At 44.6% G+C, this 14729-nt stretch carries 14 protein-coding genes; 2 read left to right on the top strand and 12 right to left on the bottom strand.

What is annotated here, in order from left to right:
* The first annotated feature begins 96 nt into the window (after positions 1 to 96).
* The gene (locus tag IW644_RS12630) at positions 97 to 1317 is read left to right on the top strand and encodes a polysaccharide deacetylase family protein (RefSeq protein ID WP_269917897.1); all 1221 of its coding nucleotides are present in this window, start codon (positions 97 to 99) and stop codon (positions 1315 to 1317) included.
* 90 nt (positions 1318 to 1407) lie between these two features.
* Here IW644_RS12630 and IW644_RS12625 read toward each other — a convergent pair whose 3' ends face one another.
* From IW644_RS12625 to IW644_RS12600, 6 genes are read right to left on the bottom strand one after another with little or no spacing between them, the layout of a single operon-like run.
* Positions 1408 to 1995 (bottom strand): GNAT family N-acetyltransferase, encoded by a 588-nt coding sequence (locus IW644_RS12625; RefSeq protein WP_269917896.1) that lies wholly within the window; start codon positions 1993 to 1995, stop codon positions 1408 to 1410.
* A gap of 1 nt (position 1996) precedes the next feature.
* Positions 1997 to 2641, bottom strand: a complete 645-nt coding sequence (locus IW644_RS12620) for an SCO family protein (RefSeq protein ID WP_269917895.1) — start codon at positions 2639 to 2641, stop codon at positions 1997 to 1999.
* Positions 2638 to 3555: a heme o synthase gene (gene cyoE, locus IW644_RS12615; RefSeq protein ID WP_269917894.1), complete on the bottom strand. Its 918-nt coding sequence runs from the start codon at positions 3553 to 3555 to the stop codon at positions 2638 to 2640. Before cyoE ends, IW644_RS12620 begins: the two co-directional genes overlap by 4 nt.
* Complete coding sequence (locus tag IW644_RS12610; protein WP_269917893.1) at positions 3548 to 4840, bottom strand: COX15/CtaA family protein; 1293 nt, start codon at positions 4838 to 4840, stop codon at positions 3548 to 3550. Before IW644_RS12610 ends, cyoE begins: the two co-directional genes overlap by 8 nt.
* 5 nt (positions 4841 to 4845) lie before the next feature.
* Entirely contained in the window at positions 4846 to 5385 is a 540-nt protein-coding gene (locus tag IW644_RS12605; RefSeq protein WP_179985043.1) for a hypothetical protein, read from the bottom strand.
* The gene (locus IW644_RS12600) at positions 5378 to 6082 is read right to left on the bottom strand and encodes an SURF1 family protein (RefSeq protein WP_269917892.1); all 705 of its coding nucleotides are present in this window, start codon (positions 6080 to 6082) and stop codon (positions 5378 to 5380) included. Before IW644_RS12600 ends, IW644_RS12605 begins: the two co-directional genes overlap by 8 nt.
* A 45-nt stretch (positions 6083 to 6127) precedes the next feature.
* Between IW644_RS12600 and IW644_RS12595 the strand changes: the two genes are divergently transcribed.
* Complete coding sequence (locus IW644_RS12595) at positions 6128 to 6337, top strand: DUF2909 domain-containing protein (RefSeq protein ID WP_269917972.1); 210 nt, start codon at positions 6128 to 6130, stop codon at positions 6335 to 6337.
* 16 nt (positions 6338 to 6353) lie between these two features.
* Here the strand turns inward: IW644_RS12595 and IW644_RS12590 are convergent, their stop codons facing one another.
* From IW644_RS12590 to IW644_RS12565, 6 genes are all read right to left on the bottom strand, one after another.
* Positions 6354 to 7247, bottom strand: coding sequence for a cytochrome c oxidase subunit 3 (locus IW644_RS12590; protein WP_118491159.1), 894 nt, complete (start codon positions 7245 to 7247; stop codon positions 6354 to 6356).
* A 23-nt stretch (positions 7248 to 7270) separates the two neighbouring features.
* Positions 7271 to 7858, bottom strand: coding sequence for a cytochrome c oxidase assembly protein (locus IW644_RS12585; protein ID WP_179985293.1), 588 nt, complete (start codon positions 7856 to 7858; stop codon positions 7271 to 7273).
* Positions 7859 to 8009: 151 nt separating this feature from the next.
* Complete coding sequence (ctaD, locus tag IW644_RS12580) at positions 8010 to 9668, bottom strand: cytochrome c oxidase subunit I (RefSeq protein ID WP_269917891.1); 1659 nt, start codon at positions 9666 to 9668, stop codon at positions 8010 to 8012.
* Positions 9669 to 9678: 10 nt separating this feature from the next.
* The gene (gene coxB, locus IW644_RS12575; protein ID WP_179985046.1) at positions 9679 to 10842 is read right to left on the bottom strand and encodes a cytochrome c oxidase subunit II; all 1164 of its coding nucleotides are present in this window, start codon (positions 10840 to 10842) and stop codon (positions 9679 to 9681) included.
* A gap of 582 nt (positions 10843 to 11424) precedes the next feature.
* Complete coding sequence (gene lexA, locus IW644_RS12570; protein WP_269917890.1) at positions 11425 to 12051, bottom strand: transcriptional repressor LexA; 627 nt, start codon at positions 12049 to 12051, stop codon at positions 11425 to 11427.
* Between the two features lie 277 nt (positions 12052 to 12328).
* Positions 12329 to 14611 carry a sensor domain-containing diguanylate cyclase gene (locus tag IW644_RS12565; protein ID WP_269917889.1) on the bottom strand — a complete coding sequence of 761 codons (2283 nt, stop codon included), beginning with the start codon at positions 14609 to 14611 and terminating at the stop codon, positions 12329 to 12331.
* Positions 14612 to 14729: the final 118 nt, after the last annotated feature.

Below are 14729 nucleotides of genomic sequence, written 5' to 3'. Positions count from 1 at the left end.
CGCTATATACTAACAGGCTATGCATCACCATTAGTGAAAGGTGAACTTGTCTATCTGCGTAATAGACAGTTAAGCTCTGCTTCTTGAGAGTTTACCATGCTATTTATTTTAATCAGGCACTCAGTGGATGAAGATATGAAAAACAACTACCTAATTCAAAAAAGAACAAAGCAATCCACGAGTTTGAAAGTTTTATATTCAATGCTTGCGGGCGTTTTCTGTGTATCGTTAAGCTCACCTGGCTTTGCAACTGATTTGGATGCCGATGCTAATAAGGCTCACCACACGCAAGAGCAAGGCGCTGAAACCAGTAAAATGAGTGTTAGCACCATACCTAACGCGTCCATTTTGCTTTATCACCACGTGTCTTCATCTACACCGGCCAGCACTAGCATTTCGCCTGAGGCATTTAAATCGCATATGGAATACTTAGATGCACATCACACTGTGGTGCCGATTCAGGACGTTGTTTCAGCTATACAAGACAACAAAACACTGCCAGAAAAAGCAGTGGCTATCACGTTTGACGATGGTTACGCGAATATCTTACACAATGCTCACCCAATACTGGCTGACCTAGGTTTCCCGTACACGGTATTTATCAACCCCGATGAAATTGGTGTAGGCCCGAAGCAGCTGACGTGGGACCAAGTGATTGCCATGCATAACGACGGTGTTACTTTTGCCAATCACACGCTAGATCATCTTCACATGCTAAACGGTGAGCAAACGATGGGCGAGCGCGCATGGCTGAAAAAAGTGTGGGAAAACGTAGAGAGTGCTGAAAAGAAGATAAAAGACAAGCTAAATATAAGCCTTAAATATCTAGCGTACCCATTTGGGGAGTACAATACAGCGCTTGCTAATAAGCTCGAAGCAGAAGGTTACATTGGGTTTGGTCAACACTCTGGAGCTGTAGGCCCAAATAGCAACATGCAAGCGCTTCCACGGTTTCCAGCAGCGGGGCCTTACGCCAACCTTGCAACACTTAAGACCAAGCTAAATAGCCTGGCAATGCCAGTAACACACAGTACACACGAAAACCCTCGCATGACGACACGAACCTTGTCCTCACCCATAAGCTTGACGATAGACAGTGACGATGTGCGCCTTACTCAGGTTAATTGTTTTTTTGGGGGCGATACTATCGAGACAAATCTTGAAGGTAAGGTGCTTTCGTTCACCTTAGATAAGGCACTTCCCGTAGGACGTTCACGGGTGAACTGTACAGCACCATCCAATACTCAAGCTGGACGGTATTATTGGTACTCTACGCCTTTCTTTGTAGCAGATGAAAGCGGCAATTATCCTGACTAAGTAAATTAAAAGTTTTGACTTGGAATTAGCCTGATGTGGGGCTCGCGAGTTCGCGTCAATGAACTCGCGCTTATATAAGGAAACGTTTACCTAAACGTTACGGGCAAATCTTATAAAGCCTTTATTTATCGACTCTTCTTCAAACCCGTGGTGTTGGTAAAAACGAATAGCTGGCACGTTCGACACTTCTACATCAAGCACAAGTTTACGTTTTTTCAATTTTTCCGCTCGTGCGTGCATTGTATCTACCAGCATTGAGCCTACCCCCGCACGGCGGGCACTCTCTTCTACTGAAAGATGACCAATCATAAGCTCTGTATTGGTGGGGGGTGTAAGGTTTACCGCTACTGTTTGGTTACGCATGAGTACTGTCATAGCTTCATCAAGCGTAAAATATGACGTTATGCTGTCTAGAGTTGCTCTATCAAATGCAGCACCCAGTTTGCTATGCCAAGCAGTTACCACGCCTAGCACTTCGTCACCACTGCATGCCACCCAATGATTGTTGAAGCCATACTGACCGCCGCCTAGTTCCCAAGCATGAGCAAGGTAACCATCGGCTGTTTTATTCTTATTATGTCCAAAAATAGACGTTAATAATGACTGCGCCGCGTTCAATATGAGCGGCGTAGTTTGCGCGGCATCAGATGCCACACCTTGCCTAATTTCTATTTCCATACTACTGCTTCGAGGTAATTATCGGCATATCTGCCAATATTTGCTGAGAATCACTTATCGATAGCTTTCCTGGCTCTCTTTTTGGTTTGAATCTTCCTATCACCCTAGCCTCAGGGTCGACAAGTACAACAGATGCACTGTGATCAACTAAATAGTTGGGGTTATCGGTACTTTCAGCAATAGCATACATCATCCCTAAATTACGTACGAACGGGAATAGCGCTTTGTGCTCTCCGGTAACAGCGATGAACTCCTCATTAAAATAGCTCACATACTCTGAAAGTCTTTCTATTGAATCGCGATTCGGATCAACGGATACAAATACAACTCGAATTGGTTCGACAGTATTTAACGCTTTTAGTTCAGGGTATATTCCGTTCAACTCGGCCATGGTAGTGGGACAGATATCTGGGCAAAATGTATAGCCCACAAATACTAAGCTCCATTGGCCTTTTAGCGAGGAATTATCGAATACGTCACCTTCATGTGACGTTAGTGTAAAAGGTGATAATGCTCTTGGCTCAGGATAAGTTTGAAAGTATTCAGGCTGACTTTCAACACTTGGAGGCGCTATGTAAAGCGCCCCGACAATGCCCGCACATAACGCTAAAAATGCAACAAGACCGACAATAGTTCGTTGGTTCATAAACTCAATGGAATGTAATGATCTAAGAGTAATACTACAAACAATACCATGAGATGAATAATTGAGAACCTAAAAGTTTTCATTGCCGTTTGAGGCTGTGCATCAAATTTTAGCTTTAATGCATAATATAAAAATCCAATATTAAGCACGCTTGAGCCAATTAAATAAATGAGGTCGCTCATACCTGTAAGGTAGGGAAGCAAGCACACAAGCCCTAGTAACACTGTATATAACAATACTGAAGTTTTCGTAAATGACACACCATGGGTTACCGGCAGCATAGGCACCTTCGCTTTGGCATAGTCTTTTTCTCTATGGATGGCGAGGGCCCAAAAATGGGGAGGGGTCCAAGTAAAGATAATTAGTACCAAAAGTAGTGCATGGGCATGTATTTCCCCGGTTACCGCCGTCCAGCCTAAAAGTGGCGGCGCGGCCCCCGCCAAACCACCGATAACAATATTTTGAGGCGTAGCGCGTTTTAAATACATGGTATAGATGAACGCGTACCCGACTAAGCTCGCTAGGGTCAGCCACGCGGTTAACATATTTACAAATAACGCCAACACCACGAACCCTACCACACCTAAGATACCGGCAAACCACAGAGCGTTGTTCACACTGACTTTGCCTTTCGCGACAGGCCGGTTAAACGTACGTGCCATGACGCTGTCTATCTTATGGTCGACAACGTGATTAATGACTGCTGCAGAGGCCGATAACATACCAATACCCAATAAGCCGCAGATGAGTACCGTTGCATTTACCCATGTAGGCGTAGCTAAACACATTCCCACCAGCGCAGTTAACAACAGCAACATAACCACATTTGGCTTAGTCATTTCGTAATAGTCGCGCCACGTTACTATATTGTGTTGGCGGGAAGTACGTGCATGTAAAGAGACCGATTTAGCCATGGAAACCTCCTAGAGCTTTAGGGAGAATGTGCGAGGACGTAGACCCGCTCAAAGGATCTTGAAAAGAGCCGAGTAAAGATGCGTATTCAGATTCGTGTAATGATGTATTACGAGCTTGCTGGTTTCTAAAGGCTTGCTTATTTCTAAAAGCCTGCTGTTTTCTATAGGCGCCTTGCAGCGGTTCAGACACTGAGAATGGCGCTTTACTTTGCTTTTCTGAATTGAAAACCTGATCGTTTTCCAGAATTCGGAAAACGGTAAAAATAAGGTTTAGCAAGGATAGGAGCAATACCGCTGCAACCGCGTTATGCATGACGGCGACAGCCAAAGGCAGCATAAAGATAATGTTACTAAGCCCCAAAGCCACTTGAGTACACAGTGCTACCAGCATAAATGCGCTCACATACTTTTGTTTATTTGTGGCGTTACGGCTAACTAACACGTTTATACCAAGTGCTAACAAGTATAAAAACGTAACAACTGCGCCAAACCTGTGAACGATATGCATAGTGACCCGCTCGCCGTAATCGTGAGCACCAAACTCATAGTTGTCAGCGTCAGGCACACTGAATGCGCCTGCTATATCAATTCTTTCCTGCCAACCGCTTTCACAAACTGGCATTTCCGTACAGGCTAACGCAGCATAATTGGCAGAAGTCCACCCTCCCAGCGCTATCTGTGTCACAAGCACGCCAAGCCCAACAAAGGCGAAAAGTTTAAGGTTTCGCTGAAAGGTTTTGGTTTGAGGTAGGTCGGTAATGCCCTGAACATGCATAGCTGACGCTATGGGCGCTTGTTTAGTTTTCGGTGCACCGCCTGCGGTATTGCGCAAGCGAAGATAGAGAATAAATAGGCAGGATATTACGGAGAAGCCTCCTAACAAATGCCCCATTACGACAACGGGAAGGAGGTTGAGCGTCACTGTCCACATACCGAGGGCTGCTTGAAATATAATGAGCCCTAAAAGCAAAAGCGGCAGTTTAACAGGCGTGCCTTTGTCGCGCTGCCGAACAGCAATAATGGCAATAGCCAGTACACACAGTCCCAGCGCTCCAGCAAAATAGCGGTGAATCATTTCATTCCACGCCTTAAATGCTTCAACTGGACGTTCAGGAAAAGCAGCGTTGGCTTGCAACACCTTTTCCTCACTCAAAGGCACGGTTAAATTACCGTAGCACCCCGGCCAATCGGGGCAGCCTAACCCGGCATCGGTCAAACGGGTATAGGCACCTAAAATGATAACAACAGCCGCTAAGAATATACTGAATAGGGTTAACTTTTTCATAGCGTTTATCCTATGCGTGATAGCTTTAATAGCTTTCTCATGTCCGCCAGCATGTTGCGGCTTTCCATCACCGCGTCTTTTCTATCGTCTTTGATTTCGTAAAAGAGCATGGCGTTATTTTGGGTATCGACGATATATACGCTGCTAGAGGCGAGGGCAGTTGGCGTGGTAACCGGCAAGGTTTCTACAAACGGGTAGTCGGCTAAGGCTGCTATCGCTACCTGATCACTTGAATCACTCGTAACGACCACGGCTTGGGCGCGATCAGACTCTTTACCTAAAGCAAGCCATACCTGGTTAATACTAAAAAGTGCGTTTTCGCACACTGCATCGCACTCATTCGGCATGACATAAAGTAAACGCCATTTGGGCTCTGCATCTTTTAAAAGTGCACTCATGTCGATAGTTGGCGCAAGCAGCTGACCTTTATTAGTAGCGCCTTTGGTAAACCAATCGTTATCAAGTGCAAGTTTCGCCATGACGACAGGCAAAACAAACACAGCTACCATGATAATTAACGTTTTTTTCGAAGCAGCATTACTCATAACTACGTCCTTTCTTATTTATTGCAAAACCACCGATCGCCGCAGCGGCAATGGCTAAACCGAACCACTGAACGGCATAACCCAGGTGCTTTTCGGGAGACATTACAACGGCCTGATGTTCGCGAATAAACGCAGGATCTGGCGTAGTAAGTTGGAGAATAAAAGGTAAAAAATTTCGCTCTAAGGCGTCGTTTAATTCGGGAAATTCGATGTGTTGTATAAGCGCGGGGCTTTGCGCCAAGGCCATGTTGGTTTCTTTAACTAAAGGGTTATCACCCGGCACACTGATGACACCGGTAAAGTCGCGAATTTCGCTCGTAAAGCTTATATCCGGCAAGGTGCGAGTTAAATCTGGTGCGGGCACCCAGCCAAAGTTCACTAAAAGCCATCCGGCATTGGTATATACCGGCGCTATCACGTCAAACCCTACCCGTTGATTGTAAATCTGGTTGTCTAAAAGCAATAGGTGATTTGCATCTAAGGAACCACTGAAAGAAACGGTGATATCTCTTGGATCTGTGTGGTTCAGTGCCTCTTCTAAACTCAAGGTTCCATTACTTTGCTTTTGCGCTATGCTAGCTAAACGTTGTTGCTTTTGGACCATGCGATCAAGTTGCCAGTAACCTAACCCGCACATAATCGCCACACTAAAACCCGTGAGTAACCAAGGAATAACGTGGCGAGTGCGAAAAAGCATGATTATCTCGCACCCCGCAAAATGAGAATAAAAACAGAGGTAAGTATGTTGATAAAAATAGTCCTTGTTGTTTTGGTACTGTACATGATTGTTAATCTGTTCATGGCGATGCGCATTATGATAAAAAACGACACATCTAAGGGGCCAATGAGCAAATATATTGGTCGACGTGTGCTCACTTCTGCCATCATCGTCGTTATCATTCTTATCGCTATTGGTACTGGTTTAATTACCCCAAACCCAAGACCTTATTAAGTTTGGGGCGTTATTTTTAGAGCACGTAAACAAAGATGTAGAGCATGACCCACACCACATCTACAAAGTGCCAATACCAGCTTCCCGCCTGAAAAGCGAAATGGTTTTCTGGTGTGAAATGCCCCTTCAACACTCTAAAAAACAATACAATAAGAATGATGGTGCCAAGGGTCACATGCATGCCGTGAAACCCGGTCAGCATAAAGAAGGTGTTGCCGTAAATGCCCGACTGCAGAGTAAGACCTAGGTCGCGATAAGCATGTATATATTCTTCCACCTGTAAAAACAGGAACCCACACCCAAGTAAAATGGTAATGCCCAGCATTAGCGTTAACTGCTTGCGTTTGTTTTGCTCTAGACCCACATGGGCGAAGTGCAAAGTAATAGATGAAATGAGCAGGATAATTGTATTAATAGTCGGTAGCCCAGCAGCGCTCATTTCTTGCGTAGTAATGCCGCCTGGCGTTGATACCAGCGGCCACATTGCCTCAAAAGTCGGCCACAAGACTTCGTTGGTCATAGCGTTATTCGATGCACCACCAAGCCATGGAACCGAGATAAACCGTGCGTAGTAGAGCGCACCGAAAAACGCAGCGAAAAACATTACTTCGGAAAAGATAAACCAGCTCATGCCTTGGCGGTACGAACGGCCTAGCTGGTCGCTGTAAAGCCCAGCCATAGACTCATCAATTTGGTTTTTAAACCAGCCCACTAGCATAACCAGCAATACGGCTATTCCCGCTAAAAGGATATGACCGCCATAGCCGGTTTCGCCTTTGGTTGCCTGCACCACATAGTTTCCTGCACCTACGGCGATAAGAAATAGAGCAACGGCCCCTACAATGGGCCATGGGCTTTGTGCTGGTACATAGTATTTTTGGTATTCGTGATTCTGTACTTCGGTTTGCATTTTCTTCTCCTTATCCCTTCTGCTTATTCGCCAGTTGATGGTGTTGAAGCCATAAAGGGATTCGGTGTTGTCGTTAGGTCACTGGCTCGCGCTGTGACGTCATAGAGTGTGTACTGCAAGGTAAAAAAGGTTATATCTTCAGGAAGCTGCGGGTCGACGTAGAACTGCATAGGCATATAGGCCTCACTCCCCGCATCAAGTGGCTGCTGATTGAAGCAGAAGCATTCCGTTTTATTCAGATAGAGCGCTGCTGTGCCGGGGGATACAGAGGGAATGGCTTGAGCGACGATATTACTTGAAGCAGGATTTCTCACATAAAACGATACCGTGTTTAGCTCGCCGGGGTGCACTTTCACACGCTTAGTTTCGGCGCGGAACTCCCACGGCATACCGGTATTTGTACGAGTAATAAACTCTACGGTCACTTCTCGCGATTCATCAATCTCAACTGATTGGTAGACGGCTGCCGTGTTCTCGGTTTTGCCATTAATGCCCGCTACGTCACAAAATACGTCATACAAAGGAACCAAGGCGAAGCCAAAGCCAAACATGCCAATGACAATAGCAACAAGCTTGATAACCATTTTGTTATTTGCACTTTGCTGTGACATCACGCAACCTCCGGGTAACTTCAAAAGTGAAGCTTGGTAAACGCTTGTGTAGCCGCTTACCTACTTCACCGTCAGCAATATGTGAATGCCATCCTTACCGTTACTGCCTAGCGCTTTACAAGAATGGCTAATTCACAAACCCCACCTATCGTTACTTCACGACAGGCGGCGTTTCAAACGTGTGATAAGGAGCAGGGGATGGAATTTCCCATTCCAACCCTTCTGCGCCATCCCAAACTTGCGCCGATACCGCTTCACCTTGCTTTTTACACGCTTTAATAAGCAGGGCAAGGAAGATAAGCTGAGATAAACCGAAAGCGAAGCCCCCCAAGCTTATCCATTTATTGAAATCAGCGAACTGTAATGCATAGTCAGGAATACGACGTGGCATACCCGCTAAACCAACAAAGTGCATAGGGAAGAACAACACATTTACCGATACTAAAGAGCACCAGAAATGCCATTTAGCCAAAGTAGTGTCGTACATTTTGCCTGTCCATTTAGGCAGCCAGTAATACACGGCCGCCATAATTGAAAAGACCGCCCCAGTTACCAGAACATAGTGAAAGTGAGCCACTACAAAATAGGTATCGTGATATTGGAAATCCACAGGTGTTATCGCCAGCATTAGTCCTGATAGCCCACCGATGGTAAACAGAACAATGAAGGCAATAGCGAACATCATTGGCATTTCAAAGCTTAGTGAACCACGCCACATGGTCGCCACCCAGTTAAACACCTTAACCCCAGTGGGCACAGAGATAAGCATGGTGGCAAACATAAAGAACATTTCCATGTACACCGGCATGCCCGTGGTAAACATATGGTGAGCCCAAACTACAAAAGAAAGTAGAGCGATAGACGCCGTGGCGTACACCATAGAGGCATAGCCAAACAGCTGCTTTCTAGAAAAGGTAGGGACAATTTGCGAAATAATGCCGAAAGCAGGCAAGATCATGATGTAGACCTCGGGGTGCCCGAAAAACCAGAAAATGTGCTGGAACATAACTGGGTCGCCACCACCTGCGGCATCAAAGAAACTGGTTCCGAAGAACTTGTCTGTTAATACCATGGTCACTGCACCGGCGAGTACCGGCATAACGGCAATAAGCAAAAATGCAGTGATAAGCCACGTCCACACGAATAGCGGCATTTTCATCCAAGTCATGCCTGGCGCACGCATATTGAAAATAGTTACTATCACGTTAATCGCACCCATAATGGATGAGATACCCATAATGTGAACAGAGAACACGAACAGCGCGGTGGAATCGCCACTATAGGTTGTTGAGAGCGGCGCATAGAAAGTCCAACCAAAGGCAGGGCCACCACCTTCCATAAATAGCGAGCTAAGCAGAATCAAAAAGGCGCCAGGTAAAATCCAAAAGCTCCAGTTATTCATGCGCGGCAATGCCATATCTGGGGCGCCAATCATCATTGGAATAAGCCAGTTCGCGAGCCCTGTAAAGGCGGGCATTACAGCACCAAACACCATGATAAGCCCGTGAACAGTGGTCATTTGATTGAAGAAATTTGGTTCTACAATTTGTAGGCCTGGCTGAAACAGTTCAGCGCGAATAACCATGGCCATTGCGCCGCCAACTAAAAACATAATGAAGGCAAACCACAAGTAAAGTGTACCAATGTCTTTATGGTTAGTAGTAAACAGCCAGCGCGTTACTCCTTTCGGAATATGGTTGTGGTGTTCATGGTCATCATGTAGGTGATCGCCCTGTGCGTGCCCACCATTTACTTGACCAATGTGAGACGCAGAGGTATCTGGCGAAATAACTTCAGTTGCTTTGCTCATTTGTCTGCTCCTAGTTTCCGTTTGCCACTGCATTAACGTCTTTGGCTTGAACCATATCGCCAGTGTTATTGCCCCACGCATTGCGCTCGTAAGTGACAACCGCAGCAATTTCTTTAAGGCTCAGCATTTTGCTAAACGCCTGCATAGCTGTGCCCGCCTTACCATGCAGGACAATGTCGATGTGACCTTGCTGATCTTCTAACGCCATCTTGCTGCCTTTAAGTGCCGGAAATACACCTGGTAAACCCTCACCATTTGGCATATGGCACGCTGCACACGTGGCGTTGTAAACGCGCTCGCCTTCTTTCATCAATTCATCCATGGACATATTCATAGAAAGTAGGCGTTGCTCTTCTTCTTTGGCTTTGCGAACAATTTCTTCTTGTTCGCCCATCCATTTATCAAATTCTGCTGGCTCTTTAGCGATAACCACTACTGGCATATAGCCATGGTCTTTTCCGCAAAGTTCTGCGCACTGCCCGCGATAAATGCCCGGCTCATTGACCTTGGCCCATGACTCGTTAATAAAGCCTGGGTTTGCATCTTTTTTAACGGCAAAATCTGGAACCCACCACGAATGGATAACGTCGTCAGAGGTAATAAGAAAACGTACTTTTTTCCCAGTTGGAATGACTAACGGACGGTCAACTTCAAGCAAGTAATTGTCTGTTTTCTGGAATTTGTTCTCTATTTGCTCACGCTGAGTAGCAAGCAGTGAGTAAAATTCCACGTCGCTGTCCATGTACTTGTAGTGCCATTTCCACTGAGAGCCCGTGACTAACACTGTCATGTCAGGCTCAGACGTATCTTCCATTGCAATAAGCGTGTTCGCCGCCGGCACAGCCATAAAAATTAGAATAAGAAAAGGAACAACGGTCCATGCTATTTCAACCTTCACGTTTTCGTGAAAGTTAGCGGGCTTAGCGCCACGAGACTTCCGATGAAGATACATTGAGGCAAACATCACCCCAAACACGACTACCGCAATCCCTACGCATATAAAGAACATCAGCATATGCAGATCATAAACCTGCCCGCTGATGTCGGTGGCACCGCGTCTTAAATTAAGAGAAGAGACTTCTTCACTGACTTCTTGCGCAAGAAGTAACGGGGAAAAAAGCAAAAACGGTATTGTTGAACACCACTTTGCGAAAACGGTCGTTAGTTGTTTCACTCAGCACCTCCGTAATAGCAAGACCAAAAACGCTGATTATTTTGCGCGCTGCCCTACCAAATGGTTTGCGAACGATTGACCCATCACCTCAACTTGTAAAACAAATTTAGAGTCATTGTTATTATTTTGTTAATCTCTGTATAAGAATTGCGCAATAATGCCGTGCCGTCTAGTCTTTTCTATTAAAAATTTAATGAAGAGGTTAATTTTTAATCATTTTATGTGGCAGGGTTGCGTTACAATTTTGGTAGAGTGGGTATTAGGCGTGCTGACGGCGCTTAAAAAATCAAACGCGCATTTTGAACGGGGAGTTGATAAGGATGAAGCTTTATTTGGTCACAAAATCAACAGTTAACACATCACTTGTCGTGTTTTTCAAACAAACTTTCAAATAATAAATGTGCTTTAGCCACTCTATACTCGGGCCAAATAGCGCATATCTTTCATACAATGGTGATGTCATATTTCATAATTTTGAAACATACCAATAAACGCTAAACTAAGAAAATTAACTAAAATTTGGTACTAAAAGACATAAAAAAAGCGGCTAATACGCCGCTTTTGATTGAAGATGCTAAAACCTTACATCCAGTCGGCGTTTCTTATCACACCCACGGCAATACCTTCTATAGCAAAAGGCTCATTAGCAAGGTCTACTTTAATTGGCGAAAACTCTTCGTTTTCAGCATGAAGTAATACTTCACGACCGCGCTTTTCTAAACGCTTAACCGTAACGTCTTCATCCACCCGCGCTACAACTACCTGACCGTTGTGGACATCAGTCGTGCGATGTACAGCAAGAAGATCGCCATCCAAGATACCTATGTCCTTCATACTCATGCCGTTTACACGAAGTAAAAAGTCTGCCTGAGGCTGAAACAAAGCAGGGTCGACTTTGTAGTGAGATTCTACATGCTCTTGTGCCAAAATTGGCTCACCAGCCGCCACGCGCCCGATTAGAGGCAGACCTTCTTCTTCTGGTGCGGTGTCCTCAAGGGGGATATTTAGCTTAATACCACGAGAGGTACCAGGCAAAATTTCAATTACGCCCTTACGCGCCAATGCCTTCAAATGTTCTTCTGCTGCGTTGGCAGAACGAAAACCAAGTTGACGAGCAATTTCCGCACGCGTAGGCGGCATTCCCGTTTCTTGCATGGTTGTTTTAATAAGTTCTAAAACTTCAGTTTGTCGAGCTGTGAGTGGGCGCATAAAAGACCTGTCTGTTCATACAGTTCCTGTAAGTATATACACCTAAAAACAAATAACAAGTAGTAAGCCTTGTGAGAAAAGCTCTAGGTGCTTTTAACATTCTTTATTTCCTATAAAAAATGTAGCCATTTCGTAACCCCATTATCACGAAACTGACACGCTCAACGCTTAGTGTAATTTTGGGCAGATGTTAATTACCCTACAAATAAAACTTAATTCATTAATTACAATGGAAAATTTATGAAACTAACTAAGAAAATACTCACGGTATTAGTCGTCACTCAAGAATAACTTGATTTCGGCCATTCTTTTTCGCCGTATATAGCAGTTTATCAGCTTTTGAAAGTAACCCACTAAAGTCAAGGTTCAAGCTATCCTCAGCAAAAACGGCACCAATACTTATTGTTACAGATATCGTGTCTTTCTTGTATCTAACTTCTGTTTTTTCAACAGCCTCTCGAAGTTTGTTAAATCGCATTTCTTCGTCTTTTTTGTTGTCTGAAATTGCTACTATCGCAAACTCTTCTCCACCAAGACGTGAAACAATATCGGGCTCCACATAATATTCTTCTATTAGGTGGGCTACTGAAATTAGGGCTTGGTCCCCTGCATCATGTCCATAAGTATCGTTAACTTTTTTAAAGTGGTCTATATCGATTACCGCTACGCTCACTCTATTGCTTTGTGCAGAGAGTTGATGGCATTTATCAACAAAAGCTCGCCGATTGTACAGCCCAGTTAGCGAATCAGTCATAGCCAGCTTACGCAACTTCTCTTCAGCTATCGCACGCGCTTCTTCCAGCTCTACCGCATAGAAAAGACCTGCTAATGCGTCTAATAAAGGTTGTAAAAACTCTGCATCATCTAAGGCGTAGGGCTCGAATTTATTGGCTAAACCAATCATGCCCACTACTCTATCTTTAACCTTAATCGGTAGCCCTAAAAACCGACTAATGCGGGGGTGCCCTTGCGGCACCCCTTTTGAGTTTGGATGACTTCCTGAGGTATTACTTATCGTTACCTCACCGGTTAAAATCGTGGTACCAAAAAGGTTATCAAAGCTAGCGAAATACAAGTTCCGCTTTTTGTACTCGTTGTATTGCGTGAAGCTACTGCTGTCCCACACTATTTCAGAAATAGCATGAATAAACAGCTTCGAGGCATCGCCTTCGCCTTTCATTTGCCCAATGAAAGCAAACTGACTATCCGAGATATCAATGAGCTCAGGTAATACTGTTTGGCAGGCCATGGTTAAATCGTTGTTCTGAAGATAAGAGGCACGGGTTTTATTTATAAATTGAAGTAGCTGGGTTTTCTTTTTCTCATGAAGTTCACTTTCCATTCTCTGGGTAATGTCGCGATGAATACCAGCAACGCGAATAGCCTTACCCGTAACGTCAGATTCCACGGTTTTTCCATAGGTTTCAACCCAAACCCACGTGCCGTTAGTATGTTTCATGCGAAAGGTAGTATTGAAAACCTTGCTTTCGCCAATAATGTGTTCATTTAATTGCTTTTCTACTTTTACATAGTCCGCAGGGTGAATTAACTGCCTGAAAAAGCGAGAGCTGGTATCATAATACTCATATTCAAGGCCGACGATATCACACCAACGTTTATTTACTTGGTTTACATCAGCGGCCAAATTCCAATCCCACGTACCCAGTTCAGAGGCTTCCAATAGCAGGCGCATGCGCTGGTTCGTTTTGTGAAGTTTGTCTTCAACATATTTTTGATCGCTGGTATCGAAAAGAAATGCTTGCACTGAATACAGCATCCCGTCTTCACGAAAGCTTGCCGTAGAAATCATGCTCACCCAAATAGTTCGCGTAGGGGTAGCTATTTGAAGGCGGCATGAATGGGTTTCCACACCTTCCATGTGCGCCTGCATAGCAAAAGTAAAGTCACTTTCAGCGTCTTGAGTTAGAACATCGCCAAGCTCTACAGCGCCGCATAGTAAGTCTTGTGCCGATATACCCAATACACGCTCACTATTTTGAGAAATATGAACTAGCCGTAACGACGTAGTATTTCTCCAAGTGGCCAACACTATAGGGGACTTTTCAATTAAACCGTGTTCGCGCTTAAGTGCCTCATGTTCCTTTGATAGAGAAATATGCTGGCTAACAAGCGCACCAATTCTATTCAGCACTTCAAGGTATTGGGCATCAATTTCTCGAGGAACAGTATCGATAAGACATACAGCACCAATAATCTCATCATTAATTTCAATGGGAGTTCCTGCATAAAAGCAGATGTGCGGCTCTCCCGTTACTAACGGATTATCTTTAAACCTGGGGTCTTCATGTGTATTGTTAACAACAACTTGTTTGCGCTCTTCTACCACATGACTACAAAACGCATGCTCACGGCTCACTTTTGAAAGTGTAGTTCCATATCGCGCTTTGAATGTTTCTTCAAATTCACCAACAATTCCTATTAGCGCGATAGGCACTTTATATGCCCCCGCTAACACAACCATAAGATCGTCAAGATCCAACGGCACCTCATTGCTGAGCAAAAAGTCATCAATCGTCTTCAATCGGTTTTGATCATCCACTACAACATGCTCATATTCGTTAATATTTATAAAAATAGTAATAGACACCACTTATAGCAATTTAAATACTGCTAATGTTGCATTGCTCAAAGGGTCAGTGAGGTTTACTCTAAAAAAC

The sequence above is a fragment of the Alteromonas sp. PRIM-21 genome (assembly GCF_027563165.1).
Classification (GTDB): domain Bacteria; phylum Pseudomonadota; class Gammaproteobacteria; order Enterobacterales; family Alteromonadaceae; genus Alteromonas; species Alteromonas macleodii_A.
Note: the sequence above shows the minus strand (reverse complement) of the source record. Positions and strands in the feature narration are given on the sequence as shown.

Excerpts from the sequence above, each read along its gene's own strand:
- IW644_RS12630 (WP_269917897.1), top strand. The coding sequence starts at position 97 with ATGCTATTTATTTTAATCAGGCACTCAGTGGATGAAGATATGAAAAAC.
- IW644_RS12625 (WP_269917896.1), bottom strand. The coding sequence starts at position 1,995 with ATGGAAATAGAAATTAGGCAAGGTGTGGCATCTGATGCCGCGCAAACT.
- IW644_RS12620 (WP_269917895.1), bottom strand. The coding sequence starts at position 2,641 with ATGAACCAACGAACTATTGTCGGTCTTGTTGCATTTTTAGCGTTATGT.
- cyoE (WP_269917894.1), bottom strand. The coding sequence starts at position 3,555 with ATGGCTAAATCGGTCTCTTTACATGCACGTACTTCCCGCCAACACAAT.
- IW644_RS12610 (WP_269917893.1), bottom strand. The coding sequence starts at position 4,840 with ATGAAAAAGTTAACCCTATTCAGTATATTCTTAGCGGCTGTTGTTATC.
- IW644_RS12605 (WP_179985043.1), bottom strand. The coding sequence starts at position 5,385 with ATGAGTAATGCTGCTTCGAAAAAAACGTTAATTATCATGGTAGCTGTG.
- IW644_RS12600 (WP_269917892.1), bottom strand. The coding sequence starts at position 6,082 with ATGCTTTTTCGCACTCGCCACGTTATTCCTTGGTTACTCACGGGTTTT.
- IW644_RS12595 (WP_269917972.1), top strand. The coding sequence starts at position 6,128 with ATGTTGATAAAAATAGTCCTTGTTGTTTTGGTACTGTACATGATTGTT.
- IW644_RS12590 (WP_118491159.1), bottom strand. The coding sequence starts at position 7,247 with ATGCAAACCGAAGTACAGAATCACGAATACCAAAAATACTATGTACCA.
- IW644_RS12585 (WP_179985293.1), bottom strand. The coding sequence starts at position 7,858 with ATGTCACAGCAAAGTGCAAATAACAAAATGGTTATCAAGCTTGTTGCT.
- ctaD (WP_269917891.1), bottom strand. The coding sequence starts at position 9,668 with ATGAGCAAAGCAACTGAAGTTATTTCGCCAGATACCTCTGCGTCTCAC.
- lexA (WP_269917890.1), bottom strand. The coding sequence starts at position 12,051 with ATGCGCCCACTCACAGCTCGACAAACTGAAGTTTTAGAACTTATTAAA.